The sequence below is a fragment of the Ferranicluibacter rubi genome (genome assembly GCF_011603255.1).
GTDB classification, from domain to species: Bacteria; Pseudomonadota; Alphaproteobacteria; order Rhizobiales; family Rhizobiaceae; genus Ferranicluibacter; species Ferranicluibacter rubi.
Map to the genome: position 1 here is coordinate 1 of NZ_JAANCM010000015.1, position 25,987 is coordinate 25,987.

Sequence of the window (25,987 nt, forward strand, 5' to 3'; positions counted from 1 at the left end):
GATTTCATCAAAACCTCCCAAACGCGGCTGACCGTTCGCGCGAACCTCCCGCACGACCCCCGCCCAGCCCGAAAACCTGCCGAACCCTCCTCCTGAGAGTTTTTTCTCGACAGTCGAGAAAATAGATGTCAGAGATTTTCAGGGCTGTCAACACGGTCATTTCTGGGGTTTTTCGACAGGTTTCTTGGATTTCGGGCAGGGAAGGTCTGGCTGCGCATGCTCATCAAGTCCGGCTCCGAACAGATGCGCCAGCAGAACATCCTGCTCGTTCTTTCAGGCCTGCGGCGCCATGGTCCGCAGTCGCATACGGACCTCGGGACGCGCACCGGGCTGTCGTCGGCGACCGTCTCCGCCATCACCGTCGAGCTGGAAAAGGCAGGCATTCTCGAGCGGAGCGAGCAGCAGCCGGGGGCAGGGCGCGGCCGGCCCCGTGTGCTATTTTCGCAAGCGCGCAATTGCGGCTATCTGATCACCGCGCAGATCTCGTCGGATGCGGTGCAGTATTCGCTGGTCGATTATGCAGGCCGGCTGATCGACCGGTTCGACGAGGCGCGGCGGCACGATGCACAGAGCACGTCCCGCTTCGCGCCCCAGTTTCGCGAGGCGCTGGCCCGGCTCGCCGAGCGTTCGCGGCTTGCGCGCGATACGGTTATGGCGATTTCGATCAGCAGCAAGGGCACGGTTGATGCCGACGGGCATCGGCTCCTCTGGTCTCCGCTTCTGGGCGAGCAGGAAATCGACTTCGCTGCTCTGCTCGCGCCGGACTGGCGCGCCGTCGTGACGCTCAGCAACGAGACGCTGCTCGTGGCGCAGGCGCTCGGGATTGCGGCGAAGCCTTCCGCAGAGGACCATGCACTGGCGGTCGTGTCGCTCGGTCACAGCATCGGGCTCGGCATCGCCCGCCTGCGGCGACATGACGAGGTGGAGGCGAGCGCGCCCAATTTCGGGCATATGCTCCACGCTCCGGGCGGTGGGCTCTGTCGCTGTGGCGGGCACGGGTGCATTGAGGCGACGGCCGGGTTCTACGGCATCCTGCGCACGGCCTTTCAGGTTCCGGCCGATACGATCCCGGCGAAATTCGTGCCGCTGCCGGAGATGGACAAGATCGCGCAGACGGCGCGCGGCGGAAACCGGATGGCGGGCTATGCATTCCGTCAGGCGGGGCTGGCGCTCGGCAACGGGCTGTCACGGCTGATGAGTTTCCATGGCCGCCTGCCGATCGTCTTCACCGGACCGGGGACGCGCTATTTCGACCTTCTGGCGCCGGGTATCGACGAGGGGCTTTCCGCCTCGCACGAGGTGCGGCTGAAGGGGCGGCCCGAGATCACGGTACACCCCGACGAGCAGCGGCTCGTCTTCGAGGGGCATCTCGACCGGGCTCTGACGGGGATGGATCAGGCCATCGCCGAAGCCCGGCTCTCGCCCTCCGAGAAGCGCTCTGCCTGATTGTCAGACGCCGAGGGTCTTCAGCCGGCTTTCGCGCAGGAGGCCGCTCGCATCCATGATCGGATGCGCGACGGAGACGATATGGGCGTTGATGCGCTTGAGGTCGCGCAGCATGTCGAGATGCAGCGAGCTGGTCTGCAGGCTGTCGGCATGGCCGTCGCGCAGGCGCTGGAAATGCCGTTCGGCCGATTGCTTCTCCAGATTACGGACCTCGACCTTCACCTCCATCAGCTTGCGGGCGAGATCGATATCGCGCGTGACGAAGATCGTCTGGGCGATGCGCAGATTGTCGATCGTCATGTCGAACAGGGTCTGCAACTCCTGAAAGCCGGCGTCGGAGAACTTGAGCCCGAGCGTGATCTTCTTTGTCACCTGATCGAGCAAACCCTTCTCGATGATGTCGCCGATATGCTCGAGGTTGATCGCATAGTCCACGATGACGATGGAGCGCCGGCCGTTCTCGTCGTCCAGACCCTTCCGGCCGAGCTTTGAGAGGTAGATCTTCACCTCCTGCTGCAGGCTGTCGACGCTGTGCTCCAGGCCTGGGATCTGGCGCAGCGGTGCCATGTCGTTGGTGCGGAAGCTGTCGGAAGCGAGGATCAGCATGCGCTCGATGAGATCGCCGACGCCGAGCACTTCGCGCGTGGCGCTGGTCAGGGCAACGACGGGGGTGGAGAGTTCGTGGTCGTCGAGGAATTTCGGCGCATTCTCCCGCTCGGGCTGGTCCGGCACCATGCGCATCATCAGGATCGACAGGCTGCGGGCGAAGGGCCAGGCGGCGATCGCCAGCAGGATGTTGAAGATGAGATGCGCATCGACCGGCAGCTTTTCCGGTGGCAGGGGCAGGCGGCCCAGCAGATCCGCGCCGATGCCGGCCAGCGGCAGGGCGATGAGACAGCCGCAGGTGCGCACGATCAGGTTGCCGAGCGTCACCCGCCGCGCCGCCGGTGGCCCGTTGAGGGTGGCGACGAACGGTGGGATGGCGCCGCCGAGATTGGCGCCGAGCACCAGCACGACGATGAGGCCGGGGGAGAGAATGCCGGTCGAAGCCAGCGACAGGATCAGGACGACGATCGCAAGGCTCGATGACGATACGAAGGCGAGCACCGCGCTGAAGATGAGCGCGACCAGCCAGGCTCCGTCGAGAAGCCCGATGAAGGCGGCGAGCGCCGGCGATGCGCGCATAGGCTCCGTCGCAAGACCGAGGAGATGCAGCGAGAGCAGCATGAGGCCGATGCCGATCAGCGCCGTGCCGCCGCCCTGCCGGCCGCTATGTTTGCCGCGATAAAGCACGGTGCCTGAGAGAATCAGCAACGGCGAGAGCCATTCGATGCCGGTCGAGACGATCCAGGCGGTAACGGCGGTTCCGATATTGGCGCCGAGAAGCACGATCTGCGCCAGCCGTTGCTTGACCATGCGGCGCTCCACGAAGGACGACACCATGAGCGCTGTTGCCGTGGAACTCTGAAGGGCCACGGTCGCCACGAAGCCGGAGAGAAAAGCCCGCCAGCCGCGCTTCGTGCCCGTCGCAAGGCCCGTGCGCAGCCGGGCGCCGAAGGCGCGCGATACCCCGTCCTTGACCAGCGACAGGCCGAAGAGCAGGAGCGCGATGGCGCCGAACAGGTTGATCATGACGATGGTGGATTGCATCGATCTTTATCCCGGCATGTCCGGCAGGTGGGGCTTCGCCCGCAGACATCAGGGAGCATAGGATGCGCAATGAGGCGGGGCAACGATGCTGCCGAAAGTAGCGCGCTATGCGCGTTCTGCACGGTGTCGCTGCGACGCCTGTCGTCGCTCTCTCTCCATAAAGCGAGGAACGTGCTTCAGGGAGCCTGAACGGCCCCGTTCGGCATCAGCGAGGGACGCATGAGCGACAGCAGATGGTCGATGCGGCCCTCCCGCTCGCGATCCGTCATCGGCTGCGGGCGGCGGATGAGGGCCGTCACCAGCGATTCGCCGATGATGGCGCCGACGAGCAGGCTTGCGAGTTCCGACGGACGCTCCGCCTTCAGGCGGCCGGTGGCGTTGAGGCGGGAGAGGATGCCGGTCAGCTTTTCCTTGCAGTAGCGCAGGCCGTTGTCGTGAAAGGCGGCTGCAAGTTCAGGCGCGTGCGCGCTTTCGGAAATGACCAGCCGGGTGATGTTGACCTGCCGGTCGGAGAGGACGAAGGCCGAGAGCCGGGAGAGGATATCGGCGATCACGACATCGGCCGGCTGATTCTCCTCCGGCATATCCAGCTTGATGTCGTCATGCATGACCCGGTCGATCAAGGCGACGAACAGGTTTTCCTTGGTTCCGAAACTCCGATACACCGTCTTCTTCGACATGCCGCAGGCCTTGACCACATCGTCCATATGCGTCGAGCGATATCCTTGCGAGACGAAACATTGCTCCGCGGCAGCGAGAATCTGGTCCCGGCGCTCGTCTTCGCTCAGAGCGGCAGGACGGCCGGGTTTTTTCTTGATACTATATCCGCATATGCTCATGAGGGCCCTCTTGACTTTCGGAAACCGATGAGTTTTCTATCAATAGGAAACTGCAGGGTTTCCCGTCAAGCCCGAGAGGCCTTTACTCCGGACGAAACGGCAATATGGATCCGATCATGACCTTCCCCTTCGTCCGTATGGCGCTCGTCGCTGCCATGGCGGTGTCTTCTCTGACGGCCTGTTCCGACGATGAGGCGCCAGCACCAAAGCCGGTGCCGCGTGTCCGCGTCGAGACCGTCGCTCCCAAACCCTCGAAGAGCGAGATCAGCCTGACGGGCTCGATCGCCGCGCGCACCGAGACCAATCTGTCGTTCCGGACCAGCGGCCGCATCATCGAGCGGCTGGTCGATGTGGGCGATGCCGTGCACAAGGGTCAGCTCCTCGCCCAGATGGACGACGAGGTGCAGCAGGCCGATCTTGCATCCGCTCACGCCACGCTGTCGGCTGCCAATGCCGACGTCTCGCATGCGACGGCGGCGTTTGCGCGCCAGCAGACGCTGCTTCGCGCCAATTCGACGGCGCAGACGACCTATGATCTTGCGGAAGAGAACCTGAAGGTCGCGCGGTCTGCGCTGAAATCGGCCGAGTCGGCGCTGACGAATGCCGAGGAAACGCTGTCCTATACCAAGCTCACCGCCGAAGCGGACGGGATCGTGACGGCGCGCGATGCGGATGTCGGCGAAACGGTTCAGGCGGCGCAGGCCGTCTTCTCCGTTGCCGTGGATGGCCCGCGGGATGCTGTCTTCGATATCTACGAGTCGCTGCTGGGCAGCGGAGAGCCGCCGGACGTCACCGTCAGCCTGGCGTCGGACCCCTCCGTCGTCGCCCGCGGCCCGGTGCGCGAGATCGCGCCGACGGTCGATCGGCAGACGGGCACCGTGCGCGTCAAGGTCGGGCTCGACCGGCCGCCGGCCGGCATGACGCTCGCCTCGGTCGTGCGGGGCACCGTGTCGCTGGTCGGCCCGCCCGCCTTCACACTGCCGCCGACCGCGCTGGCCGCGTCGGGCGGAAAGCCTGCTCTGTGGATCTTCGATCCCGCCAACACCACCGTTTCGCTCCGCACGGTGACGCTCGCCGAATACCAGACCGGCGCCATGATCATCGCAACCGGTCTGAAGGCCGGCGATCAGGTCGTCGTCGATGGCACCAAGCTGCTACGCCAGGGCCAGACCGTCATGCTGTCCGAGGGGACCACCCCATGAAGCCCGTCCTCATCCTCCTTCCGCTCGCCCTGATGCTGGCGGCCTGCTCCGACGACACCGAAGCGCCGCCGCCGCCACCGCGGCCGGTGAAGTCGCTGGTGCTGGAAGAGACGAATTCCGTTCCGCTGTCCTTCGCCGGAACCGTCGAGCCGCAGATCGTCACCAATTACAGCTTCCAGATCCTCGGCCGCATGATCTCGCGCAACGTCCAGGTGGGCGATGGCGTGGAGCGCGGCACGTTGCTGGCCGTGCTCGAAGCCACGGCGCTGGAACAGGACGTGCAGGCCGCACAGGCGTCGCTCGTCAGCGCCCAGGCGTCCGCCAACAATGCCCGTGTCGTCGAACAGCGCCAGAGGGGCCTTTTCGCCAAGACCGTCGTGTCGCAGGCCGCCGTCGAGGATGCCGTGCAGGCCGCGCAGGCTGCACAGGCCGCCGAAGTGCGGGCGCGGTCGAACCTTGCAAAGGCGCAGGAGCGTCTGAGCTATGCGAAGATCGCCGCCGACTATACCGGCGTCGTCACCAGCACGGCCGCCGAACCCGGCCAGGTGGTTGCCGCCGGACAGACCGTGGTGACGGTGGCGCGGCCCGACCTTCGGGATGCCGTGGTCGATCTTCCCGCCTCGGCGGCCTCCGGGGTCAAGATCGGCGATCCCTTCGCGGTCGTCCTCCAGTCCGATCCGACGACGGTGGTCAAGGGTCGCGTGCGCCGCATCGAGCCCTCGGCCGATCCTGTGACCCGCTCGCAGCGCATCCGCATCGCGCTGCAGGCGGCGCCCGCCGCTTTCCGTCTGGGCTCCATCATCTCGGTGTCGCTGCCTGACACACGTCCGTCCGAACTGCTGCTGCCCGCGACCGCCATCGTCACCCGTGAGGGCAAGACGCTCGTCTGGATCATTCCGGACGGGACCGATACGGTTGCCACGCGCGAGGTGACGGCGACTAGCACCCGCGGGGATCGCGTCTCCATAAGCTCCGGCCTCAAGCGCGGCGACCGCGTCGTGGTCGCCGGGGTCAACAGCCTGACCGACGGACAGAAAATCCGTATCTCCGGAGATGTGAAATGAAGCCGTTCAACCTGTCGGACTGGGGACTGGGTCACCGCTCGCTTCTCTGGTATTTCATGCTGGTCTTCTCGCTTGCCGGCTTCCTGTCCTACCTCAATCTCGGTCGCGAGGAGGATCCCTCCTTCACGATCAAGACCATGATCATCACCGCGCAGTGGCCCGGCGCCACCGTCGAGGACACGATCAAGCAGGTGACGGAGCGGATCGAGAAGAAGCTCGAGGAACTGCCGCAGCTCGACTATACCAAGAGCCAGACGGTGGCCGGCCAGACGACGGTGTTCGTCTATCTGCGCGAAACGACGCCGGCAGCGCAGGTCGCGCCGACCTGGGTGCGGGTGCGCAATCTCGTCAGCGACATCAAGGGCAATTTCCCCTCGGGCGTTCAGGGGCCGTTCTTCAACGACAGCTTCGGCGACGTCTACGGCAATATCTATGCCTTCACTTCGGACGGGTTCTCGCAGCGCGAGCTTCGCGACACGGTGGAAGCCGTACGGGCCGAGGTGCTGACCGTACCGAATGCCGGCAAGGTCGACATCATCGGGGCGCAGGACGAGGTGATCTTCCTCGAATTCTCCTCCCGCCAGCTGGCCGCACTCGGCATCGACCAGCAGAGCGTGGTCGATACGCTGCAGGCCCAGAACGCGGTCGCCCCCTCCGGCGTCATGCAGGATAGCCCGGAGCGCATCAGCGTTCGCGTCTCCGGCCAGTTTTCCTCGGAAGAGAGCCTGCGCAACCTCAACCTGCGGGTCAACGATCAGTTCTTCCGGCTGAGCGACGTCGCCTCCATCCGCCGTGGCTACGCCGATCCGCCGAGCACGATCTTCCGCTACAATGGCGAGCCGGCGATCGCGCTTGCTGTCAACATGAAGCAGGGCGCCAATCTTCTCGCTTTCGGCGAGGCGCTGACGGAGCGCATGGACACGATCGAGCGGAAGCTGCCGGTCGGCATCGATGCGCATCTGGTCTCCGACCAGCCGAAGATCGTGGACGAGGCGGTGTCGGGTTTCACGCGGGCACTGTTCGAGGCTATCGCCATCGTGCTTGCGGTCTCCTTCGTCAGCCTCGGCTTGCGGGCAGGGCTGGTGGTCGCCGTGGCGATCCCGCTCGTTCTCGCGATGACCTTCGTCATCATGGAATATCTCGGCATCTCACTCCAGCGCATCTCGCTGGGCGCGCTGATCATCGCGCTCGGCCTGCTCGTGGACGATGCCATGATCGCGGTGGAGATGATGGTGGCGCGGCTGGAGGCGGGCGACGACCTGCGAAAGGCCGCCACCTATGTCTACACGTCCACGGCCTTTCCGATGCTGACGGGCACACTGGTGACCGTCGCGGGCTTCATTCCCGTCGGTCTCAACAACAGCGCGGCCGGTGAGTTCACCTTCACGCTGTTCATCGTCATCGCCTCGTCTTTGATCCTCTCCTGGATCGTCGCGGTGCTCTTCACGCCGCTCCTCGGCGTTCTCATCCTGCCGAAGACCATGAAGCAGCATCACGGCGCCAAGGGCATCGTCGCCCGCATCTTCTCGCGCCTCCTGCTGATCTGCATGCGCTTCCGCTGGGTCACGATCGCCGTGACGCTGATCGTGTTCGCGGGTTCCGTCTACAGCATGCAGTTCGTGCAGCAGCAGTTCTTCCCCTCGTCGGACCGTAACGAACTCATCATCGACTGGAACCTGCCGCAGAGCGCATCGATCCGCGAAACGCAGCGGGAGATCGCTCAGTTCGAGGCGGAGAAGCTGAAGGGCAATCCGGATGTCGAGCACTGGTCGAGCTATGTGGGGCAGGGCGCGCTGCGCTTCGTCCTGTCGTTCGACGTGCAGCCGAACAGCCCGGCCTTCGGGCAGACGATCATCGTCAGCAAGAGCATCGAGGCGCGCGACCGGCTGAAGACGGATCTCGAGGCCTATCTCAAGAAGACGTTCATCGGCACGGATGCCTATGTGAAGCTCCTCGACATTGGCCCGCCGGTCGGTCGCCCCGTCGCCTATCGCGTCAGCGGGCCGGAGATCCAGACGGTGCGGCAGCTGGCGCTCGACCTCGGCAATATCGTCGGCGAGAACAAGCATCTGGGCGACGTCGCCTACGACTGGAACGAGCCGTCGCGCGTGGTCAAGATCGATGTGCTGCAGGACAAGGCGCGCCAGCTCGGCATCACGTCGCAGGCGATCGCCACCACCATCAACGGTATCGTCGGCGGCGCGACCGCGACGCAGGTGCGTGACGATATCTACCTCGTCAACATCGTCGGCCGTGCGGTCGAGGCGGAGCGCAGCTCCATTGAGACGTTGCGCGACCTCCAGCTGCCGGTCGGCGACGGGCGGTCCGTGCCGCTCGCAGCCGTCGCGTCCTTCCGCTACGATGTCGAGCAGCCGCTGATCTGGACCCGCTCGCGCATTCCGACCGTCACGGTGCGTGCCGGCATGATCGACAAGGTTCAGCCGGCGACGGCCGTGGCCGAGCTCGATCCCGCCGTGAAGTCCTTCGAGGCGACGCTGCCACCCGGCTATTCGATCGCCGTTGCCGGTGCCGTCGAGGAAAGCGGCAAGGCGCAGGGACCGATCGCCGCCGTCGTGCCGCTGATGCTGTTCGTCATGGCGACGATCCTGATGATCCAGCTGCAGAGCTTCAGCCGGCTGTTCCTCGTCTTCGCGGTCGCGCCGCTCGCCATCATCGGCGTCGTCGCGGCGCTGCTGCCGAGCGGTGCGCCGATGGGCTTCGTCGCCATCCTCGGCATCCTCGCGCTGATCGGCATTCTCATCCGCAACTCGGTGATCCTGATCGACCAGATCGAGACGCTGCGGCGGGAGGGGGTTGCCCCCTGGCGCGCCGTGGTCGAGGCGACCGAGCATCGTATGCGGCCGATCATGCTGACGGCCGCCGCCGCCAGCCTCGCGCTCATCCCGATCGCGCGCGAGATCTTCTGGGGCCCCATGGCCTATGCCATGATCGGCGGCATCATCGTCGGTACGGTCCTGACACTGCTCTTCCTGCCAGCGCTCTATGTCGCCTGGTTCCGGATCCACGAGGAGAAGCCGGAGGCACAGCCGACGACCGATGCACATTCGGCACCGCAGCCACAGGCCTGACGGCTCTCGCATCGATCGTCATGATCTCCGCCGCCCGTTCATCCGACGGGCGGCGTTTTCGTCTGGCATATCGGCTCGGCCTGACGGACAGGTCAGCGTCAAACCCGATCGCGCGCATCCGAACATTTCATTTCCCAATGGTGGAATCCTTTGCCAAAACATCGGGGACCAAGGAGACGATGCGATGACATTGACCGGACCGCGGCCGGACTGGCTGACATTCGATTGCTACGGAACGCTGATCCAGTGGGACGAAGGCCTGATGGCGGCGATCTCGACGATCCTGTCGGGGCAAGCCGGGACCGTCGATCCCGGCGCCTTCATTTCCACGTTCGACGGATATGAGCATGCGCTCGAAGCTGAGCGACCGCATCGGTCGTTTCGCGAGGTCAGCGCGCTGGCGCTGGAGAAGACGATGGTGGCGTTCGACCGTGCGTTCGATCCCGCGGATGCCGAGATTCTCACCGGATCGATCGGCCGGATGCCGCCCTTCCCGGAGGTGGTGGAGACGTTGCGCCGGCTGAAGGACGCAGGCTTCAAGCTGGCCATCATCTCCAACACGGACGACGCGATCATCGCGGGAAATGTCGCCCAGCTCGGCGGCGTCATCGACCGGGTCATCACGGCCGAGCAGGCCGGCGCCTACAAGCCGTCGGCGCAGATCTTCCATCACGCGTGGAAGAGCCTCGGCATTGCGCGCGAAGAGCTGGTGCATATCTGCGCCAGTCCGCATCTCGATCTTGTGGCGGCGCAAGACTTGGGCTTTCGTACGATCTGGATCGACCGGGGAACGGGGCGCAAGCCGCCCGAGGATTACCGGCCGGATGCGCGCGTTCCCACGCTCGACCATGTGCCCGGCCTGTTTCAGGCCGCCGGCTGGATGCAACAGGATTCTGGAGGCCGACATGGCGCATGAACTGACGATCCCCAAGACCGGCCCCGCGCTGCTGCGCAATTCGTCGCTCGAGACGGAGGACATCTGGCAGGCCCGTGTCGATCTCGCCGCGAGCCTTCGCATGGCGGCGCGGCTGGGGCTGGAGGAGGGCATTTGCAACCACTTCTCGGCCGTCGTTCTGGGCCATCCCGATCTCTTCCTCGTCAACCGCCTCGGCTGGGCCTTTCAGGAGGCAACGGCATCTTCGCTGCTGATCTGTGACTTCGAGGGCCATGTGATTACGGGCGACGGCGTGCCGGAGGCGACCGCCTTCTACATCCATGCCCGGCTTCACAAGATGAGCCCGCGCGTCGGCGCCGCCTTCCACACGCATATGCCGAATGCGACGGCACTCAGCATGGTCGAGGGTGACCCGCTTGTCTGGGCCGGACAGACCGCGCTGAAGTTCTACGGCCGCGTTGCGGTGGACGAGGATTATAACGGGCTGGCGCTTGACGAGCGGGAGGGCGACCGGATCGCCGCCGTCCTCGGTGACAAGGACATCCTGTTCATGAAGAACCACGGCGTGATGGTCTGCGCGCCAAATATCGCCGAGGCTTGGGACGATCTCTACTATCTGGAGCGTGCCGCCGAAGTGCAGCTGAAAGCGATGAGCACCGGTCGACGGCTTCTGCCGGTGTCGCATGAGATCGCAAGCGTCGCCGCACGCCAGATGCGGGAAGGAGACCCGGAAAGCGCCCGGCTTCATCTGGAAAGCGTGCGGCGCGTGCTGGACCAGCAGCAGCCGGCCTACCGGAGCTGACGGCTGGGGACATGCTTTAGCCGAGGCGCATGTCCTCGCCGTCTTCATCTTCGTCGCCGATCGGCGCTTCCATCGTGAAGACCACGCCCGTGACGTCGTAGCGCAGTTCGGCGCTGCCGCCGAGACTGTTGGACAGCACGCGCTCGATCATGCGGGTGCCGAAGCCGCGGCTGGTCGGGGGCGACACAGGCGGGCCTCCACTCTCCTCCCATGTCAGCTTCAGCCGATGCAGGGACGCGTCGGGCATGGCGTGCCAGCGGATGCGGATGCGTCCCGACAGGTTGGAGAGCGCGCCATACTTGATGGCGTTGGTCGCCAGCTCATGCAGGGCCATCGCCAGCGTCAGCACGAGATTGGACGAGATCTGCAGGTCAGGCCCGTCGATGTCGATCCGGTTGGGATAGCTGTCCCAGAACGGATCGAGCGTCGCCCGGATGATGCGGCCGAGATCGGCACCGGAAAAATTGCCGGAGACGAGCAGGTCCTGTGCCGCGCCGATCGACTGCAGGCGCGAGGTGATGGCCTTGCCGGCTGTTTCCTTGTCCGGCGCCTGCCTTAACGTCTGGTTGATGACCGACTGCACCGTCGTCATCAGGTTCTTCATGCGATGGCTGAGTTCGCGCACGGTGATCGCGCGCGCTTCCTCGGTCTGCTTGCGGTCGGTGATGTCCATCGACAGTCCCGACATCTGGGAGGCCTGACCGTCGGCTTCGTAATAGACCAGCCCGCGAACATGCACCCAGCGCAGCCGGCCATCGGGAAGGACGCACCGGTGCTCGACATCATATTCTTCGTGACGTTCCACCGCCTTGCGGAAGGCGTCGCGCACCCGCGCCTGGTCCTCCGGCAGAACGGCATCGAGAAGATTGTCGACCGTGAAATCCTGGTCCGGCGCATAGCCGAAGTTTGCCTTGCAATCCGGCGAGGCAACGAGTTCCATGGTAGCGATGTTGAGCGTCCAATAGCCGAGATGGCCCGCCTCCATGGCAAAGCGCAGCTGCGTCTCATTGCGCTTCAGTTCCGCCGTTCGCTTCTGGACCTCGCCCTCCAGCAGGTCGCGGTCTCGCTCAAGGCGCACAAGGCGATCACGCTCCAATGTGACATCGAGCTGGGACGCAAAGAAGTAGGTGAGTTCGCCCTTCTCATTGAAGACAGGGGAAATCAGCAGGCGATTCCAGAAGGGCTCGCCATTCTTCTTGTAGTTCACAACGTCGATTTCGATCGGATGCCGATTGGCAATCGCTTCTCGCACCTTCTGGATATCGCCGCGATCCGTATCCGGCCCCTGCAGGAAACGGCAGTTCGTGTTGATGACCTCGTCGCGCTCGTAACCGGTGAAGCGGAGAAACGCATCATTGGCAAAGACGATCGGATTGTCGGGCTTGGAGGGGTCCGTGATGATCATCGGCATGCGCGTCGAGCGCACGGCCGCTGCGAAGGGATCGGGGCCCAGGTCCTTCCGGACGATCTGGGCTTCGATGCGCTGGTGCTCTGTCACGTCGTTCAATGATCGTCCTCTCGGTGACCTTTCTCCTAGACGGTAAATTCAGGGCGGCCATTTAAAAAAAACAAGGTCTGCTGTCGAAACTTGGCAGTGCGAACCGCGTCCCAGCTGGGGGACGCGGTGATCGCGTGAGGTCTGTCAATGAAGGAGACGGCGCGCGACTTTCCGTCGCCTTATTTTCCGTTTTGCGACAACACGCGGTTGCTCGCATCGTCAAGCGCCCGGCTTGTGTCCTGCCCGTCACGCTTCAGGCCGTTTGCCGTATTACCGCAGCCGGTCAGCGTGATGGCGGCGATGCCGAGGATGGCGATGATGATTGGGCGCATGGTGTCTCCTATGGGTTGAGGATGTTTTCTCGGACAGAAAAATGTGGCGAGACGGGACTTTTTCAATCCTCATTTGGGGATGTGTTTGAAACCCGTGTCGATGCCGCTTTCGTCCGCGTGAAACTGCGGCTGACATAGCGAGAACCGGCGAGGCCGAACCGCCAGGGATGATCGATCGCCTTGGTGATGCCGATCCGGGGGCCTGTGACCACCTCCGGCGGCGCCTCGGGGCCTGAGAGAAAGAAGGGGGCTGCAAACAGGGACAGACGATCATGCCCACCATCGATGCCGAGCGCCTGGCAGACCCGGCCGGGACCGGCACAGAGGAGTCTCGGCTGATCGAGCCCGCGGCGTCGCGCCATGACATCCTGTCCGGATGTCGGCTGTAGGGCTCGGATCAACACGGCGCTGCCCGGCCGGCAGACCATGTTGACGCACCAGTGAATGCCGTAGGACCTGTAGACATAGACGTGCGCCGAAGGCCCGAACATGGCGCGGTTGCGGGGCGTCGGACCGCGAAAGCTGTGCGACGCGGCATCATCGGGCTCGTAGGCCTCGGTCTCCACGATGACCCCGCCGATACCATCCACGAACAGGGACGCACCGATCAGATCCCGGGCAACGTCCACGGCGGAACGGTCGAAAAAGTCAGCGTCGATCATCACGTTTTCTGTCGTTTCGGTCCTGCAGGCGAGGGCGATCCGGATGGCTTCCGAGGGAACCATACCGTCGATATCCCGTTTTGAGCAAAAGGAGATTTGTCATGTTCGTCAAGGATTTCATTCGTGTAACGCTTCTTTCCGCCGCATTGGTTTTGCCTGCTGGTGCCACCTTCGCGCAAGCGCAGCAGGGCGAATGCGCCGTTGGCGTACCTCCGTCGGGAACTTCGCCGAATGCCAATCCCGGCAGCGGCTCGCTGACCGAGAAACTCGACGACTGCAATGGCGTGCTCAAGCCCCCGGCCGTTGGTGACAGTGAGATCGTCGAGCCGGCGCCTCAAACGGGTCAGATGCCGGTGATTACGCCAAATGATGTGCCGCAGGATGGAAATCCGCCGCAACAGCCGTAAGTCTCTCTCAAAGACTGTGAGAGGGTTCCATGGCAGACGGACATCAGGCCGGCAGGCAAGCGGCAACAATCGGCGGTGTTCCGCTCAACGATAGCGCGGGGGGAAGCGATAGACGGGGGCGCCTTGCGGAAAAGCCCTCGGCCATTCCCTATCCCGGGCTGAAGGATGTCTTCTGGCGGGTCATCGCCGAGATCGGGGAGGACCGGGTGACGCTGATTGCGGCCGGTGTCACCTATTATCTTCTGCTCGCCCTCTTCCCCGCTCTTGCCGCGCTCGTCTCCATCTACGGCTTCGTTGCGGATCCGGGCGCGATCGGTGCCCAGGTAACCCTTCTCGCCGATGTCGTACCCACCGGGTCACTGGACATCATTCTCGACCAGTTGAAGACGCTAGCGACGCAGAAGACGTCCACTTTGTCGATCGGCTTCGTTTTCGGTCTCGTCGTCGCGCTGTGGAGCGCGCACAACGGCATGCGCGCCTTGTTCGATGCGATGAACATCGCCTATGGCGAAACCGAGAAGCGCGGCTTCTTGAAGATGACGGGTCTGGGTTTCCTCTTCACGCTTGGTGCGCTCGGCGTCGCCGTCGTCGTTATCTCCGCGATCGGCATTCTGCCGGCGGTGCTGTCCTTCCTTTGGCTCGATCGCTGGGTGGAGCTTCTGGCGCGGTTCGCGCGCTGGCCGCTGATGCTGGCCATCGTCTGCTTTGCCACGATGATGCTCTATCGCTATGGCCCGAGCCGGGAGACGGCGCAGCTGCGCTGGCTCACCTGGGGTGCGGCCTTCACCAGCATCGCTTGGCTTGGCGCATCGCTCGGCTTTTCCTACTACATCGAGAACTTCGCCAACTACAACGCGACCTACGGCACCCTCGGCGCCCTGATCGGCTTCATGGTGTGGACCTGGATGTCGGTGATCATCCTGATCGTCGGGGCGGAGATCAACGCGGAACTCGAGCACCAGACGACGGTCGATTCCACGACCGGGCATCCGATGCCGATGGGCGAGCGCGGTGCCTATGTGGCCGACACCATCGGCGATCCCGCGGCGTAATCACGCCAGATCAGGCAAGTCCCTCATGGAGCGGACATGAAAAAAGCGATTGTCGCATCTCCGCGGCAATCGCTCTTAACGTCTGAAAGAATATCGCATCTGTACCCTTACTGGGGCTTCGTCTCGTTCATGGCGGCTTCGTGGTACCAGCTGTCGATGATCACGGGGGAGGCCGGAGCCTCGACCTTCGCATCCATGCCGGTCTTCCAGGTCTTCAGCCCCTTGAGGCCGCCGATCGGGAATTGGTAGATCGTTGCCGAGTGGCGCTGTGGTGTCGTTGTCATGGCATCGGCTCCCTTTTCTGTGTTGGAGTTATATGACGTTCATATGCACATATTTTGCGCTGAATGTCTAAAAATAAATCAAATCTCTGTCGGGTTTTCGCGCATTTTTCCATTGGGCGGCAGATTTCCGGTCGTTGGCCGATGTTTCTGCCTTCATTTTCCACTTACCAACGGTCGCGCTCACACCTCTGTTCCCGACGCGGCTCAACCGACTGCCGTTCCGGGCCGGAAACTGCCTCGTCTTTTCAATCGCACGGTGGTGAGGCCCCGGTTTCCCACGCTTCAGCCGTTAACAAAATCGTCATCTTCGCCAAGTGGGCGCCAAACTGGCACGGCGTGTGCATTCCTCTCAGTTCAGAGGGGCCGGTTTTCGGTTTCGGGCATCGACCTCCTGGATTGCTCACCACCTATGAGAGATTTGTCATGACCAAGTATAAGCTCGAGTACATCTGGCTCGACGGGTACACACCGGTACCGAACCTGCGCGGCAAGACGCAGATCAAGGAATTCGACGCGTTCCCGGCACTGGAGCAGTTGCCGCTCTGGGGCTTCGACGGTAGCTCGACCATGCAGGCCGAAGGCCGCAGCTCTGACTGCGTTCTCAAGCCCGTCGCTCTCTATCCCGATCCGGCCCGTACGAACGGCGTTCTCGTCATGTGCGAAGTCATGATGCCGGATGGCGTCACGCCGCATCCGACCAATGCCCGTGCGACGATCCTCGACGACGAAGGCACGTGGTTCGGCTTCGAGCAGGAATACTTCTTCTACCAGAACGGCCGTCCGCTCGGCTTCCCCGAGCAGGGCTACCCGGCGCCGCAGGGCCCGTACTACACAGGCGTCGGCTACAGCAATGTCGGTGACGTCGCACGCGAGATCGTCGAAGAGCATCTCGACCTTTGCCTGGAAGCCGGCATCAACCACGAAGGCATCAATGCCGAAGTGGCCAAGGGCCAGTGGGAATTCCAGGTGTTCGGCAAGGGCTCCAAGAAGGCTGCCGATGAAATCTGGATGGCACGCTACCTTCTGCAGCGCCTGACTGAAAAGTACGGCATCGACATCGAGTACCACTGCAAGCCGCTCGGCGACACCGACTGGAACGGCTCGGGCATGCACTGCAACTTCTCGACCGCCTACATGCGCGAAGTCGGCGGCAAGGCTTACTTCGAAGCGCTTATGGCCCAGTTCGAAAAGAACCTCATGGACCACATCGCCGTCTACGGCCCCGACAACGACAAGCGTCTGACGGGCAAGCATGAAACGGCTCCGTGGAACAAGTTCAGCTACGGCGTTGCCGACCGCGGCGCGTCCATCCGCGTTCCCCACTCCTTCGTCAAGAACGACTACAAGGGCTACCTGGAAGACCGCCGCCCGAACTCGCAGGGCGACCCCTACCAGATCGCTTCCGCCGTCCTCAAGACGATCTCGGAAGTGTCCACCGAAGGCTACGCTTCGGCTGCAGCCTGACACCATCAGCACGCTCCGCCTCTTCGCCGCTGGCGCAAGGGGCGGGCCGGTGATGTGTCTGCGACGCAGGCCAATTGAAGACAATGACAAACGGCGCTGGGCAACCAGCGCCGGTTTTCATTGCCGAGGTGACAGGATTCGAACGGATCGATATCGACGTGGCCGCACGTCCTATGTGGCGCACCCGGCTTGGCTGTTGTCGCGCCTTGGTTGCTCCGAATCACTGCGCGCGACCAGGGAAGGGTGCAGAGACGAGAAAGCCCTCCCGCCGGTTTTGGCGAAAGGGCTCGATGTTCTGGCTGTCTGCCACAATCATCTGCAGAACAGCAGCGATATGACGCTCTTCAGCGCGTTACGGCGCGGGCGCTGCGGCCGGAGGTGCTACCGGAGCGACTGCGGGGGGCGCGACGGGTGTTGTCGTCACGGCTGGCGTCGTGGCGGCGCTGCCGTCGATGTAGGGCAGGATTTCCATACCGCCGTGGTAGAGCATGCTGAGTGCCACGTAGAAGATGACGGCGAGGCCGACATAGGCGATCCAGCGGTGCTTGTGCAGCAGGTTGGCGATGAAGCTGGCGGCAAGGCCCATGAGCGCGATCGAGACGATCAGGCCGATGACGAGCACGGTCGGGTGATCCTGTGCTGCACCGGCGACGGCAAGAACATTGTCGAGCGACATGGAAACGTCGGCGATGACGATCTGCGTTGCCGCCTGCAGGAAGGTCTTGCGGACGCGGGTTTCGTCTGCGGCATCGCCCGTTTCGTGCGCCGCATTCTGGTCGGCCTGGCGCAGTTCGCTCCACATCTTCCAGCACACCCAGAGCAACAGCAGACCGCCGGCGAACTGGAGACCGACAATGGCCAGAAGCTGGACGGTGATGGCAGCAAAGGCGATGCGCAGCACGGTTGCGGCGATAATGCCGACGAGGATTGCCTTGCGGCGCTGGTCGGCCGGCAGTCCTGCTGCGGCAAGACCGATGACGATGGCATTATCGCCCGCCAGCACCAGATCAATGGCGATGACCTGTAGAAATGCGGCCAATCCGGCTGCGGTGAAAATTTCCATATCCGATACGTCTCCCTCGTGCCGTTCGCTTTGAATGACAATTGCGTTATCTGTCCGCTAAAGCCATTCAATCGGGGAAGGCAAGGAGAAATCGAGGAATTCGACATCCTGTCGTTGATCGTCGTTGCGGGATGTCACAAATTGGCATTTCGGAAGCGTACCAATGTCGCTCAATGGCTTGCTGAATCCCAAAGGTCCCCGTGACGAGAACGGAATTCGGTCAATTTTCTATCGGCGCAAGGGCTCGATGGAGATGCTCTCACGCTGCGTCACATCGTAGAGCGCCGGTTCGATCCGGCTCGTTTCGACATTGGGGAGATAGTAGAAGTGAACGAAGCCTAAAGCGAGCAGGCCGCCGATGACGTTCATGGCGGCGAAAATCAGGATTTCAGAATCCATTTTGCGTCTCTCGTGAGAACGCCCCCGGTTTCAGTAAAGGTAGTACGACCCTTTTGCCCAAGGGTCGCAAGGCCAGTTTCGATATGTCTTAAAGTGCAGGTACGCGGCGCTTTGCCGCCATCAGCAAGTCCAATTCCGTCATGGAGGGTCCGAAACGCTCATAGAGGCGTTTTGCCTCGTCGGTCTCCAGACCGTAGCGCGACTGGAATTCTTCCAGCGTGCAGGATTCGCCACGCACCGTCTTTCCCCGTATTCCCTTCAAATCCGTCATGTCACCGCTCCCTTGCACGTCTCAACTGCAAACTCGCATGTGAACGCCTCGGTTTCGGCGAAGTTCCCTTCGCGCTGCGCAATTCGGAGACACGCAGGAAGGTTTGGGGGAGGCGACGTTTAAAGCACTGGAGCGCGTACTTGGCCGCTCAGGCTTGCCGATTACCCTGGAGAGCGTTCAGAGTGGCCATGCCTGCTGCCTGCGCCTGAAGCTGGGATGAGAACTTGCCGGATGCGGGGTGGGTGACGCCGCGAAAGGTTAGTGTGAAGCTCCATTTGCCATCCCGCTGCTTGGCAACGGTTACGTTTGAGGTCGCCTGTGTCATCTCGTCTCTCTCCCGCTTGGGGCCCGCCATCCGTTCTGGCTGCCGTCCGTGTCGATGGTTCTCCCTTAGTCCATCTCGACCGCAGCGGAAATCGCTTTCGCATGTGAGGCTCAGGGGAGGTGCTCTCTTCGCATGTGCAAAACGCATAGCTGCGATGCAATAAATCTGCTCGCACGAGCCGCGGAAAATTGTATGATGAACCTATCGAAGCGATGCACCTCCTCCCGCAAAGCTTCGACGTCCTTGACGATCCTATCCTCCTCCCGGGATTGTCGATGGTGGTTGCAGCTTATCCTCCTCCCAAGCTGCCAACCGGAATTGAGAGCCTGCTGCACCTCCTCCCGCAGCGGGCTCTTTTCGTTTTCGGGTGAGTTTGTCGCGGAGCTATCAAGGTTCCGCCCATCTGCGAGTGAGGGATGCCTGAACGGTACCTGCCCACCTCCGGATCGAAGTCCCTCTCCAATCGTGGTGCGCCGACTCCGCATCGACAAGCATCTGTCATTTCATCACCACGCCGCTATGTCAGAGGAACATCAAACATAGGCACGCGTTCCGACTGTTCGTTCGAAAGATGAACCGAATGCAGGTCGTGGTGACCGCGAGCCTGTGTTCCTTAGAGTGCCTGTGTTCCGTAGAGTGATTGTCGAGGAGAGCGTTTTGCCAGTTCGTACCATCATGCTGGGGGTCTTCGGCTTCGTGATTGCGGCGATCCTGAGCGTCGTCGTCGTCCAGCGTTTCGAAGGGAAATCCGGCGACCAATCCATTACCCCTCCGGATCCGCTCGTCGTCGCGCCGGAAAAGGCCGCGGAGCAGAATCCGTGAGCGCCGCAAGCTCGCCAAAACCTCAAGGCCAACCGCCGGCGCCCTTCATGCCCGTGTAAGCGTTAGCCCCCATATTCTGCCGTTCACCCTCGCTGAACGCATCATCAAGGCGGTCGTGATGCCTCTGTTTTACTTCAATCTGTTCGATCATGAAGGTTTCTCTCGGGCGGAGGAGCCCTATGCTTTCACGGATGTCGCCGCAGCGCTGGCCGAGGCCGAGGTCGTGCTTGCGGAAATGGCGCTCGATGGTCTTCCGCGAGGGCCCGACAGCCGCATTGAGGTCGAGGTGCTCGATGTGAACAGGACCTGCGTCGCGAAGGTCAGCCTCGAACTGCGGCGGCAGATTTTCACCTGACACGCGTCGTCGCTCAGCGGCTTGTGGAAGCAGTGGCTGTCAGACCACGTACCGCGTCGATGATCGGGGGCATCAGCAGCCCGGCACCGGCATTCGACAGGTGGTCGTCGTCGAAATAGAAGATCCGGTCCGTCGAAAGGCTGTTGATGCAGCGGCCCTGAACGAAGCTGTCGCAGAAGATGGCGGATGGTTTGATTTTCGCGAGTCGGGGATGGTCGAGCGTGTCGAAAGCCGCGATGACGGCGGCGTTGCGGGCGCGGTAGCGATCCGACGAGGTTCCCAGCGGCTCGACATCCGTCGATGTCATGGCCGCGCGGGCCAGTAGATCCGGTACGTTCCAGCCCGCTTCCGGTATGGGGTAGACGAGAACGACGTTCACGCCGTGGTTGAGATAGGCATGGATATCGGCGAGAAACGCAGCGAGCACGCGCTCCTTGCGGGCAGGGTCGGTCTCACCGCCCATCTCGTCGCGACGGTCATAAAGGTCGGCATAGGTCGGCTTCAGGGCCTCGATTCCGCCCTCGCCATTGTCGAACGCGTTGCCATCCAGATAGAGCGACCAGCGGCTGACCATGATGACGGTCTTGATGCCGCTCTTCGCGATATAGTCCTCCACGCCTTCGAAGAAGGGGTTGCAGCGAAGGTGGTATTTGGCGTTCGAGACCACGAAGCCGGAAAAGCCGGCACAGGAGGAGTGGGAGAGAGCGTAGAGGTCGAGCCCCGCGCTCGCGAATGCCCGCAGAGCCTCGCCCGTGATCGCGCCGGCATGGGAATCGCCGATCAGGATCGTGTCGCTCTTCTCCGTGTTCGGCGTCATGCAGGCGCGGATCGGATGGGGCAGCGTCGCCTCGCCCTTGTCGAACAGACAGGTCGTCATCGCCGGGTCGGGATGCGCCTGCACCTCGAGCGCCGCGAGCGCCGCAGGTGGCAGGCGGAACGACAGACCGTCGTCCAGCCGCCCCGCTGCTCCGATCACCATCATCACAACGGCAACCACGCCGGTCGCGCCGAGAATACGGGGGCCGCTGGTGAGCGCCTTGATCCGGCCGGTGCGAAACGGCGTCTCGACAAAGCGCCAGGATAGGATGGCGAGGAGAACGGCGGCAACGGTGAGGAGTGCCATCAGAAGAGGCGTCGGCTCGGTCAGGCTGCGAATGCGCGCGAAGGCGAACAGAGGCTGGTGCCAGAGATAGAGGCTGTAGCTGATCAGCCCGATGCCGGTCAGCAGCCGCAGGGAGAGGAGCCGGTGTACGAGGGTGCCCGGACCGGCAAACAGGATGATCAGCGCGGTACCGCCGACCGGCGCCAGTGTCCACGCCGAAGGAAAGGGTGTCCCATCGTCATAGAGGAAGACCCCGGCGAGCACGGCGGCAAGGCCGATGAGGGAGAGGACGTCGTTGCCGGGCTGTTCGCGCTTGAGGAGAATGAGCGCGCAGAGCGAGCCGGCCAGCAGTTCCCAGGCGCGGGTGTGCGGAAGGTAGAAGGCTGCGTTCGGAAAGGCCACTGCGCCGTAGACCGCGAGCGCGAAGCTGGCGAGCGCCATCAGGAGAACGGCGGCGAAGCGGACGCGGGCGCCGTAACGATGGAGGATCATGAGCAGGATCGGGAAGACGACGTAATACTGCTCCTCGACCGCGAGGCTCCAGGTGTGCAGCAGAGGCTGCTTCTCGGCGGCGGCGGCGAAATATCCGCTTTCCTGCCAGAAGAGCACGTTCGACAGGAACAGGCAGACGGCGATGATGCTCTCGCCGAAACTTTTCATCTGCGCCGGCAGCATCCAGGCCCAGGCGAAGGGCAGGCAGCAGAAGATCACGGTGAAGAGCACGGGCATGATGCGCCGCGCCCGCCGCTCGTAGAAGCCGAGGATAGTGAAGGTGCCCTTGTCCTGCGCGGCGGCGATGATCGTGGTGATCAGATAGCCGCTGATGACGAAGAACACATCGACGCCGACATAGCCGCCGGCGAACCAGCCGACGCCCGCATGGAAGAGGATGACCGGGACGACGGCCACGGCCCGGAGGCCATCGATTTCGGGTCGGTGCTGCATGAGGTTTTCGCGTCAGGGGGCTGGCGGGTATGGAGAACGTAAAAAGACGGCGGAGCATCGATCCGCCGCCTAAAGGAATAGGCCACCGCCGGCATTCTTCAAGACGCTAATGGAATAGCGCTCCCGCATTCTTCGCCGGTGTGGCCGAGGCGCACATCCCGGTCGGGCCACCTCAGGACCGGAACAGGCGCCAGCGATTGGGGCGGAAAGCGATGCGCGTGCCGGGGGTGGCTGCTACATCGGAGGGCAGTTCGATCTCGATGCGGCGCGTGCTGCCGGCGATATCCAGTTCGACATGCCGCGTGCCGGCGACGCGCCGGCTGAGCGTGACGACGCCGGCAAGACAGCCGCCGCAGCCGTCGAGCAGGTCGATGTCGTGCGGGCGAAAATAGAGTTCGGCCGGTCCTGCAGGCTCCCCCGGTGCGCTGACGCCGATCGAGCGATCTTCGAGCCACAGCTGTCCATTCTCGACGCGCACCGGCAGGGTGTTGGACTGGCCGATGAAGCCGAAGACGAAGGGGGAGTTCGGCGTGTCGTAGATCTCGTCCGGCGTTCCCACCTGCTCGATCCGGCCCTTGCTCATGACCACGACGCGGTCTGCGAGTTCCAGCGCCTCGTCCTGATCGTGCGTCACGAAGACGGTGGTGTGGCCGGTGCGGTCGTGGATCTCGCGCAGCCAGCGGCGCAGCTCCTTGCGCACTTGAGCATCCAGCGCGCCGAAGGGTTCGTCGAGCAGCAGCACGTTCGGCTCCACCGCCATGGCGCGGGCGAGTGCGACGCGCTGGCGCTGACCGCCGGAAAGCTGCGCGGGATAGCGCTTCTCCAGGCCGCCGAGCTGCACGAGATCGATGAGATCTTCGGCGCGCTTGCGGATGTCGGCCGCAGCCGGGCGACGGGACGAGGGGCGCACCTTGAGGCCGAAGGCAACGTTGTCGATCACCGTCATATGCCGGAAGAGGGCATAGTGCTGGAACACGAAGCCGATATTGCGCTCCTGTACGGTCTTTTTCGAGGCATCGTCGTCGCCGAAGAAGATCGTGCCGTCGGTCGGGCTTTCCAGCCCGGCAATCAGCCGCAGCAGTGTCGTCTTGCCGGAACCCGACGGGCCGAGGAGGGCGATGAGTTCGCCCGAGCGGATGTCGAGCGAGACCTTGTCGAGGGCCGGGAACCGGCCGAAGTCCTTGCGGATGTCCTGAACGCGTACTTCCATGAAACCGTATACCTTTTTCAGTGCTTGCGTGCGGCGGCGATCTGCGCACTGAATTTGAATTCGAGCAGCGACTTGATGACGAGCGTGACCAGCGCCAGAAGCGCGAGCAGCGTGGCCACGGCAAAGGCGCCGATGAAATTATATTCGTTGTAGAGGATCTCGACCTGCAGCGGCATCGTGTTGGTCATGCCTCGGATATGGCCCGAGACGACCGACACCGCACCGAACTCGCCCATGGCCCGCGCATTGCAGAGCAGCACGCCATAGAGCAGGCCCCATTTGATGTTCGGCAGGGTCACGTACCAGAAGGTCTGCCAGCCGCTGGCGCCGAGCGACAGCGCGGCCTCCTCGTCGCTCGTGCCCTGTTCCTGCATCAGCGGAATGAGTTCGCGGGCGACGAAGGGGAAGGTGACGAAAACCGTGGCAAGCACGATGCCAGGCACGGCGAAGAGCACCTTGATGCCATGGCTGCCGAGCCAGGGGCCGAGCAGGCTGTGCGATCCGAACAGGAGCACGAAGACGAGACCCGAAATGACCGGCGATACCGAGAAGGGCAGGTCGATCAGTGTGGTCAGGAACGCCTTGCCCTTGAACTCGAACTTGGCGATGGCCCAGGCGGCAGCGATGCCGAAGACGAGATTGAGCGGTACCGCGATGGCCGCGACCAACAGCGTCAGTCGGATCGCCGCCCATGTTTCCGGATCGGCGATGGCCTCGAAGAAGGCACCCGGTCCCTTGCGCAGTGCCTCGGTGAAGACGATGGCGAGCGGGAGCACCAGGAACAGGCCGACGAAGGCGAGCGACAGGGCGATCAGGCCGTAACGGGCGAGGCGGCTTTCCGAGGTTGCCGACCGCACCATTTCGGAGGTGCTGCTGGAGGCGGGAGCGACAGCATCATGCGCCATAACCATACCTCCGCCGGCTCCAGGCCTGAATGGAATTGATGACGAGCAGCATGACGAAGGAGATCATCAGCATGACGGCGGCGATCGCGGTTGCGGCGGGATAGTTGAACTCCTCCAGCCGGATGACGATGAGCAAGGGTGCGATCTCCGAGACGTAAGGCAGGTTGCCGGCGATGAAGATAACGGAGCCGTACTCGCCGACGCCGCGGGCGAACGCTAGCGCGAAGCCGGTCAGCACGGCCGGCGCGAGGCCCGGCAGCAGAACCCGGCTGACGGTCTGGAAGCGCGTCGCGCCGAGCGTCGCCGCGGCTTCCTCGACCTCGCGGTCGATCTCTTCCATGATCGGCTGCACCGTGCGCACCACGAAGGGCAGGCCGACGAAGATCAGCGCGAAGACGATGCCGAGCGGGGTGAAGGCTACCTTGATGCCCAGCGGCGTCAGCAGGCTGCCGATCCATCCGTTGGGTGCGTAGAGTGTCGTCAACGCGATACCGGCGACGGCCGTCGGCAGGGCGAAGGGCAGGTCCACCATCGCATCGATGACGCGCCGGCCGAAGAATCGGTAGCGCACCAGCACCCAGGCCAGCAGCACGCCGAAGACGACGTTTGCCAGCGCTGCGAGGAAGGCGGTGCCGAAGCTGATCTTCAGCGCGTTCAGCGTCCGCTGGTCGGTTGCCAGCGTCCAGAACGTGCTCCAGCCGAGCGTGCTCGATCGCCAGGCGAGGCCGGAGAGCGGAATGAGAATGATGAGAATGAGCCATGACAAAGTGACGCCGAGCGCCAACCCGAATCCCGGGATGACGCTCGGCTGTCGAAATTGCCACCGCTGAGGGAGGCTTATGGTCATGTAATCTTATTGCCCCGGCTTGTAGATCTGGTCGAAGACGCCCCCGTCTCCGAAGAATTTCGGCTGAGCTTCCTTCCAACCACCAAATTCGTCGATGGTCGAGAGCTTCACGTCGGCAAAGCGCTTGATATCGTTCGGATCGGCCGCTTCCGGCTTGAACGGGCGATAATAATGCTTGGCGGCGATCTTCTGCCCGACATCCGAGTAGAGATACTGGAGATAGGCCTCGGCCACCTTGCGGGTGCCCTTCGTGTCCACATTACCATCGACCAGCGCCACCGGCGGCTCGGCCTTGATGGAAATCGAGGGGGTGACGATGTCGAAGCTGTCGGGGCCGAGTTCCTCGAGCGAGAGATAGGCCTCGTTTTCCCAGGCGATCAGCACGTCGCCGAGGCCGCGCTGGACGAAGGTCGTCGTCGCGCCGCGGGCGCCGGTGTCGAGAACCGGCACGTGCTTGAAGAGCTGGTTCACATAGTCCTGCGCCTTGGCATCGTCGCCGCCGTTCTGCGCGCGGGCCCAGGCCCAGGCGGCCAGGAAGTTCCAGCGCGCGCCGCCCGAGGTCTTCGGGTTCGGCGTGATCACCTGGATATCGTCCTTGATCAGATCGCCCCAGTCCTTGATGCCCTTCGGATTGCCCTTGCGGACGAGGAAGACGATCGTGGAGGTGTAGGGCGCGCTGTTGTTCTCGAACTTCGTCTTCCAGTCGGCGGGGATCTTGCCGCTTTCCTTGGCGATGGCGTCGATGTCGGCTTCGAGCGCGAGCGTCACCACGTCGGCCTCAAGGCCGTCGATCACAGAGCGTGCCTGCTTGCCGGAGCCGCCATGAGAAGTCTGGATCGTCAGCGTTTCCCCGGTGTCGGTCTTCCACTTCTCGGCGAAGGCGGCGTTGAAGTCCTTGTAGAGTTCGCGTGTCGGGTCATAGGACACATTCAGGATGGTCTGATCGGCAAAGGCGAACCCCATACCCCCGACCTGAATGCTGGTGGCCAGCAGGGCCACCGTGAAAAAGCGGGATATTCCCTTTGCGTTCATTGATCTCGACCTCCGTGTTGTCGGA

26 protein-coding genes are annotated in these 25,987 nt (G+C 63.2%); 11 read left to right on the top strand and 15 right to left on the bottom strand.

All coding sequences use genetic code 11. The features are described 5' to 3' along the window. Window positions 1-216: 216 nt before the first annotated feature. Window positions 217-1,446, top strand: coding sequence for an ROK family transcriptional regulator (locus tag G8E10_RS22270; RefSeq protein WP_110799138.1), 1,230 nt, complete (start codon window positions 217-219; stop codon window positions 1,444-1,446). A 3-nt stretch (window positions 1,447-1,449) separates the two neighbouring features. Here G8E10_RS22270 and G8E10_RS22275 read toward each other — a convergent pair whose 3' ends face one another. Further along, window positions 1,450-3,096, bottom strand: coding sequence for a Na/Pi cotransporter family protein (locus G8E10_RS22275; protein WP_110799137.1), 1,647 nt, complete (start codon window positions 3,094-3,096; stop codon window positions 1,450-1,452). 176 nt (window positions 3,097-3,272) lie between these two features. Further along, window positions 3,273-3,935, bottom strand: a complete 663-nt coding sequence (locus G8E10_RS22280; protein ID WP_167130735.1) for a TetR/AcrR family transcriptional regulator — start codon at window positions 3,933-3,935, stop codon at window positions 3,273-3,275. A gap of 116 nt (window positions 3,936-4,051) precedes the next feature. Between G8E10_RS22280 and G8E10_RS22285 the strand changes: the two genes are divergently transcribed. The 5 genes from G8E10_RS22285 to G8E10_RS22305 all read left to right on the top strand — a co-directional run bounded on the left by G8E10_RS22285 (window position 4,052) and on the right by G8E10_RS22305 (window position 10,987). Next, window positions 4,052-5,137 carry an efflux RND transporter periplasmic adaptor subunit gene (locus tag G8E10_RS22285; protein WP_167130736.1) on the top strand — a complete coding sequence of 362 codons (1,086 nt, stop codon included), beginning with the start codon at window positions 4,052-4,054 and terminating at the stop codon, window positions 5,135-5,137. Next, complete coding sequence (locus tag G8E10_RS22290; protein ID WP_167130737.1) at window positions 5,134-6,201, top strand: efflux RND transporter periplasmic adaptor subunit; 1,068 nt, start codon at window positions 5,134-5,136, stop codon at window positions 6,199-6,201. Before G8E10_RS22285 ends, G8E10_RS22290 begins: the two co-directional genes overlap by 4 nt. After that, entirely contained in the window at window positions 6,198-9,290 is a 3,093-nt protein-coding gene (locus G8E10_RS22295; RefSeq protein ID WP_167130738.1) for an efflux RND transporter permease subunit, read from the top strand. The genes G8E10_RS22290 and G8E10_RS22295 overlap by 4 nt, the downstream gene beginning before the upstream one ends. 184 nt (window positions 9,291-9,474) lie before the next feature. Further along, window positions 9,475-10,206: a haloacid dehalogenase type II gene (locus tag G8E10_RS22300; protein WP_167130739.1), complete on the top strand. Its 732-nt coding sequence runs from the start codon at window positions 9,475-9,477 to the stop codon at window positions 10,204-10,206. Then, window positions 10,196-10,987 carry an aldolase gene (locus G8E10_RS22305; RefSeq protein ID WP_167130740.1) on the top strand — a complete coding sequence of 264 codons (792 nt, stop codon included), beginning with the start codon at window positions 10,196-10,198 and terminating at the stop codon, window positions 10,985-10,987. Before G8E10_RS22300 ends, G8E10_RS22305 begins: the two co-directional genes overlap by 11 nt. 16 nt (window positions 10,988-11,003) lie before the next feature. Here the strand turns inward: G8E10_RS22305 and G8E10_RS22310 are convergent, their stop codons facing one another. The 3 genes from G8E10_RS22310 to G8E10_RS22320 form a co-directional block, all read right to left on the bottom strand. Beyond that, window positions 11,004-12,485: a PAS domain-containing protein gene (locus G8E10_RS22310; RefSeq protein ID WP_343289860.1), complete on the bottom strand. Its 1,482-nt coding sequence runs from the start codon at window positions 12,483-12,485 to the stop codon at window positions 11,004-11,006. Window positions 12,486-12,664: 179 nt separating this feature from the next. After that, window positions 12,665-12,817 carry an entericidin gene (locus tag G8E10_RS22315; protein ID WP_132710340.1) on the bottom strand — a complete coding sequence of 51 codons (153 nt, stop codon included), beginning with the start codon at window positions 12,815-12,817 and terminating at the stop codon, window positions 12,665-12,667. Window positions 12,818-12,879: 62 nt separating this feature from the next. After that, on the bottom strand, window positions 12,880-13,479 hold the full coding sequence (locus tag G8E10_RS22320) for a DNA-3-methyladenine glycosylase (RefSeq protein ID WP_167130742.1): 600 nt from the start codon (window positions 13,477-13,479) through the stop codon (window positions 12,880-12,882). A gap of 101 nt (window positions 13,480-13,580) precedes the next feature. On the opposite strand from G8E10_RS22320, the gene G8E10_RS22325 reads away from it, so the two are divergent. Continuing rightward, window positions 13,581-13,886 (top strand): hypothetical protein, encoded by a 306-nt coding sequence (locus G8E10_RS22325; RefSeq protein ID WP_167130743.1) that lies wholly within the window; start codon window positions 13,581-13,583, stop codon window positions 13,884-13,886. A 29-nt stretch (window positions 13,887-13,915) separates the two neighbouring features. Further along, entirely contained in the window at window positions 13,916-14,938 is a 1,023-nt protein-coding gene (locus tag G8E10_RS22330) for a YihY/virulence factor BrkB family protein (protein ID WP_167130744.1), read from the top strand. A 107-nt stretch (window positions 14,939-15,045) separates the two neighbouring features. Here the strand turns inward: G8E10_RS22330 and G8E10_RS22335 are convergent, their stop codons facing one another. Then, a complete protein-coding gene (locus G8E10_RS22335) occupies window positions 15,046-15,222 on the bottom strand; it encodes a DUF2735 domain-containing protein (RefSeq protein WP_110799126.1) in 177 nt (58 codons plus the stop codon). A gap of 423 nt (window positions 15,223-15,645) precedes the next feature. Between G8E10_RS22335 and G8E10_RS22340 the strand changes: the two genes are divergently transcribed. Further along, window positions 15,646-16,686 carry a glutamine synthetase beta-grasp domain-containing protein gene (locus G8E10_RS22340; RefSeq protein WP_110799125.1) on the top strand — a complete coding sequence of 347 codons (1,041 nt, stop codon included), beginning with the start codon at window positions 15,646-15,648 and terminating at the stop codon, window positions 16,684-16,686. A gap of 352 nt (window positions 16,687-17,038) precedes the next feature. Here G8E10_RS22340 and G8E10_RS22345 read toward each other — a convergent pair whose 3' ends face one another. The 4 genes from G8E10_RS22345 to G8E10_RS22360 form a co-directional block, all read right to left on the bottom strand. Continuing rightward, window positions 17,039-17,749, bottom strand: a complete 711-nt coding sequence (locus G8E10_RS22345) for a TerC family protein (RefSeq protein WP_110799124.1) — start codon at window positions 17,747-17,749, stop codon at window positions 17,039-17,041. Between the two features lie 228 nt (window positions 17,750-17,977). Further along, window positions 17,978-18,148, bottom strand: a complete 171-nt coding sequence (locus G8E10_RS22350) for a hypothetical protein (protein ID WP_167130745.1) — start codon at window positions 18,146-18,148, stop codon at window positions 17,978-17,980. Window positions 18,149-18,236: 88 nt separating this feature from the next. Then, entirely contained in the window at window positions 18,237-18,419 is a 183-nt protein-coding gene (locus G8E10_RS22355; RefSeq protein WP_092934233.1) for a hypothetical protein, read from the bottom strand. 148 nt (window positions 18,420-18,567) lie between these two features. Then, entirely contained in the window at window positions 18,568-18,744 is a 177-nt protein-coding gene (locus tag G8E10_RS22360; protein WP_165916922.1) for a hypothetical protein, read from the bottom strand. Window positions 18,745-19,401: 657 nt separating this feature from the next. Here G8E10_RS22360 and G8E10_RS22365 point away from each other — a divergent pair. Further along, window positions 19,402-19,566, top strand: a complete 165-nt coding sequence (locus tag G8E10_RS22365) for a hypothetical protein (protein WP_167130746.1) — start codon at window positions 19,402-19,404, stop codon at window positions 19,564-19,566. A gap of 118 nt (window positions 19,567-19,684) precedes the next feature. Further along, the gene (locus G8E10_RS22370; RefSeq protein ID WP_110728106.1) at window positions 19,685-19,921 is read left to right on the top strand and encodes a DUF6894 family protein; all 237 of its coding nucleotides are present in this window, start codon (window positions 19,685-19,687) and stop codon (window positions 19,919-19,921) included. A gap of 13 nt (window positions 19,922-19,934) precedes the next feature. On the opposite strand, the gene G8E10_RS22375 is transcribed toward G8E10_RS22370, so the two are convergent. The 5 genes from G8E10_RS22375 to G8E10_RS22395 form a co-directional block, all read right to left on the bottom strand. After that, window positions 19,935-21,968: an acyltransferase family protein gene (locus G8E10_RS22375; protein WP_167130747.1), complete on the bottom strand. Its 2,034-nt coding sequence runs from the start codon at window positions 21,966-21,968 to the stop codon at window positions 19,935-19,937. Window positions 21,969-22,140: 172 nt separating this feature from the next. Next, window positions 22,141-23,178, bottom strand: a complete 1,038-nt coding sequence (locus G8E10_RS22380) for a sulfate/molybdate ABC transporter ATP-binding protein (protein ID WP_110799120.1) — start codon at window positions 23,176-23,178, stop codon at window positions 22,141-22,143. A gap of 17 nt (window positions 23,179-23,195) precedes the next feature. After that, the gene (cysW, locus tag G8E10_RS22385; RefSeq protein ID WP_167130748.1) at window positions 23,196-24,083 is read right to left on the bottom strand and encodes a sulfate ABC transporter permease subunit CysW; all 888 of its coding nucleotides are present in this window, start codon (window positions 24,081-24,083) and stop codon (window positions 23,196-23,198) included. Beyond that, on the bottom strand, window positions 24,073-24,930 hold the full coding sequence (gene cysT, locus G8E10_RS22390; RefSeq protein ID WP_167130749.1) for a sulfate ABC transporter permease subunit CysT: 858 nt from the start codon (window positions 24,928-24,930) through the stop codon (window positions 24,073-24,075). Before cysT ends, cysW begins: the two co-directional genes overlap by 11 nt. Window positions 24,931-24,936: 6 nt before the next feature. Continuing rightward, entirely contained in the window at window positions 24,937-25,893 is a 957-nt protein-coding gene (locus G8E10_RS22395) for a sulfate ABC transporter substrate-binding protein (RefSeq protein WP_425530867.1), read from the bottom strand. Window positions 25,894-25,987: the final 94 nt, after the last annotated feature.

What these genes read in the sequence shown, in the direction of transcription:
- G8E10_RS22275 (WP_110799137.1), bottom strand. Translation starts at nt 3,096, where the DNA reads ATGCAATCCACCATCGTCATGATCAACCTGTTCGGCGCCATCGCGCTC.
- G8E10_RS22290 (WP_167130737.1), top strand. Translation starts at nt 5,134, where the DNA reads ATGAAGCCCGTCCTCATCCTCCTTCCGCTCGCCCTGATGCTGGCGGCC.
- G8E10_RS22380 (WP_110799120.1), bottom strand. Translation starts at nt 23,178, where the DNA reads ATGGAAGTACGCGTTCAGGACATCCGCAAGGACTTCGGCCGGTTCCCG.
- G8E10_RS22315 (WP_132710340.1), bottom strand. Translation starts at nt 12,817, where the DNA reads ATGCGCCCAATCATCATCGCCATCCTCGGCATCGCCGCCATCACGCTG.
- G8E10_RS22375 (WP_167130747.1), bottom strand. Translation starts at nt 21,968, where the DNA reads ATGCAGCACCGACCCGAAATCGATGGCCTCCGGGCCGTGGCCGTCGTC.
- G8E10_RS22305 (WP_167130740.1), top strand. Translation starts at nt 10,196, where the DNA reads ATGGCGCATGAACTGACGATCCCCAAGACCGGCCCCGCGCTGCTGCGC.
- G8E10_RS22325 (WP_167130743.1), top strand. Translation starts at nt 13,581, where the DNA reads ATGTTCGTCAAGGATTTCATTCGTGTAACGCTTCTTTCCGCCGCATTG.
- G8E10_RS22280 (WP_167130735.1), bottom strand. Translation starts at nt 3,935, where the DNA reads ATGAGCATATGCGGATATAGTATCAAGAAAAAACCCGGCCGTCCTGCC.
- cysT (WP_167130749.1), bottom strand. Translation starts at nt 24,930, where the DNA reads ATGACCATAAGCCTCCCTCAGCGGTGGCAATTTCGACAGCCGAGCGTC.
- G8E10_RS22355 (WP_092934233.1), bottom strand. Translation starts at nt 18,419, where the DNA reads ATGACGGATTTGAAGGGAATACGGGGAAAGACGGTGCGTGGCGAATCC.
- G8E10_RS22320 (WP_167130742.1), bottom strand. Translation starts at nt 13,479, where the DNA reads ATGATCGACGCTGACTTTTTCGACCGTTCCGCCGTGGACGTTGCCCGG.
- G8E10_RS22330 (WP_167130744.1), top strand. Translation starts at nt 13,916, where the DNA reads ATGGCAGACGGACATCAGGCCGGCAGGCAAGCGGCAACAATCGGCGGT.
- G8E10_RS22335 (WP_110799126.1), bottom strand. Translation starts at nt 15,222, where the DNA reads ATGACAACGACACCACAGCGCCACTCGGCAACGATCTACCAATTCCCG.
- G8E10_RS22285 (WP_167130736.1), top strand. Translation starts at nt 4,052, where the DNA reads ATGACCTTCCCCTTCGTCCGTATGGCGCTCGTCGCTGCCATGGCGGTG.
- G8E10_RS22395 (WP_425530867.1), bottom strand. Translation starts at nt 25,893, where the DNA reads ATGGGGTTCGCCTTTGCCGATCAGACCATCCTGAATGTGTCCTATGAC.
- G8E10_RS22345 (WP_110799124.1), bottom strand. Translation starts at nt 17,749, where the DNA reads ATGGAAATTTTCACCGCAGCCGGATTGGCCGCATTTCTACAGGTCATC.
- G8E10_RS22270 (WP_110799138.1), top strand. Translation starts at nt 217, where the DNA reads ATGCTCATCAAGTCCGGCTCCGAACAGATGCGCCAGCAGAACATCCTG.
- cysW (WP_167130748.1), bottom strand. Translation starts at nt 24,083, where the DNA reads ATGGCGCATGATGCTGTCGCTCCCGCCTCCAGCAGCACCTCCGAAATG.
- G8E10_RS22360 (WP_165916922.1), bottom strand. Translation starts at nt 18,744, where the DNA reads ATGACACAGGCGACCTCAAACGTAACCGTTGCCAAGCAGCGGGATGGC.
- G8E10_RS22295 (WP_167130738.1), top strand. Translation starts at nt 6,198, where the DNA reads ATGAAGCCGTTCAACCTGTCGGACTGGGGACTGGGTCACCGCTCGCTT.
- G8E10_RS22350 (WP_167130745.1), bottom strand. Translation starts at nt 18,148, where the DNA reads ATGGATTCTGAAATCCTGATTTTCGCCGCCATGAACGTCATCGGCGGC.
- G8E10_RS22370 (WP_110728106.1), top strand. Translation starts at nt 19,685, where the DNA reads ATGCCTCTGTTTTACTTCAATCTGTTCGATCATGAAGGTTTCTCTCGG.
- G8E10_RS22300 (WP_167130739.1), top strand. Translation starts at nt 9,475, where the DNA reads ATGACATTGACCGGACCGCGGCCGGACTGGCTGACATTCGATTGCTAC.
- G8E10_RS22340 (WP_110799125.1), top strand. Translation starts at nt 15,646, where the DNA reads ATGACCAAGTATAAGCTCGAGTACATCTGGCTCGACGGGTACACACCG.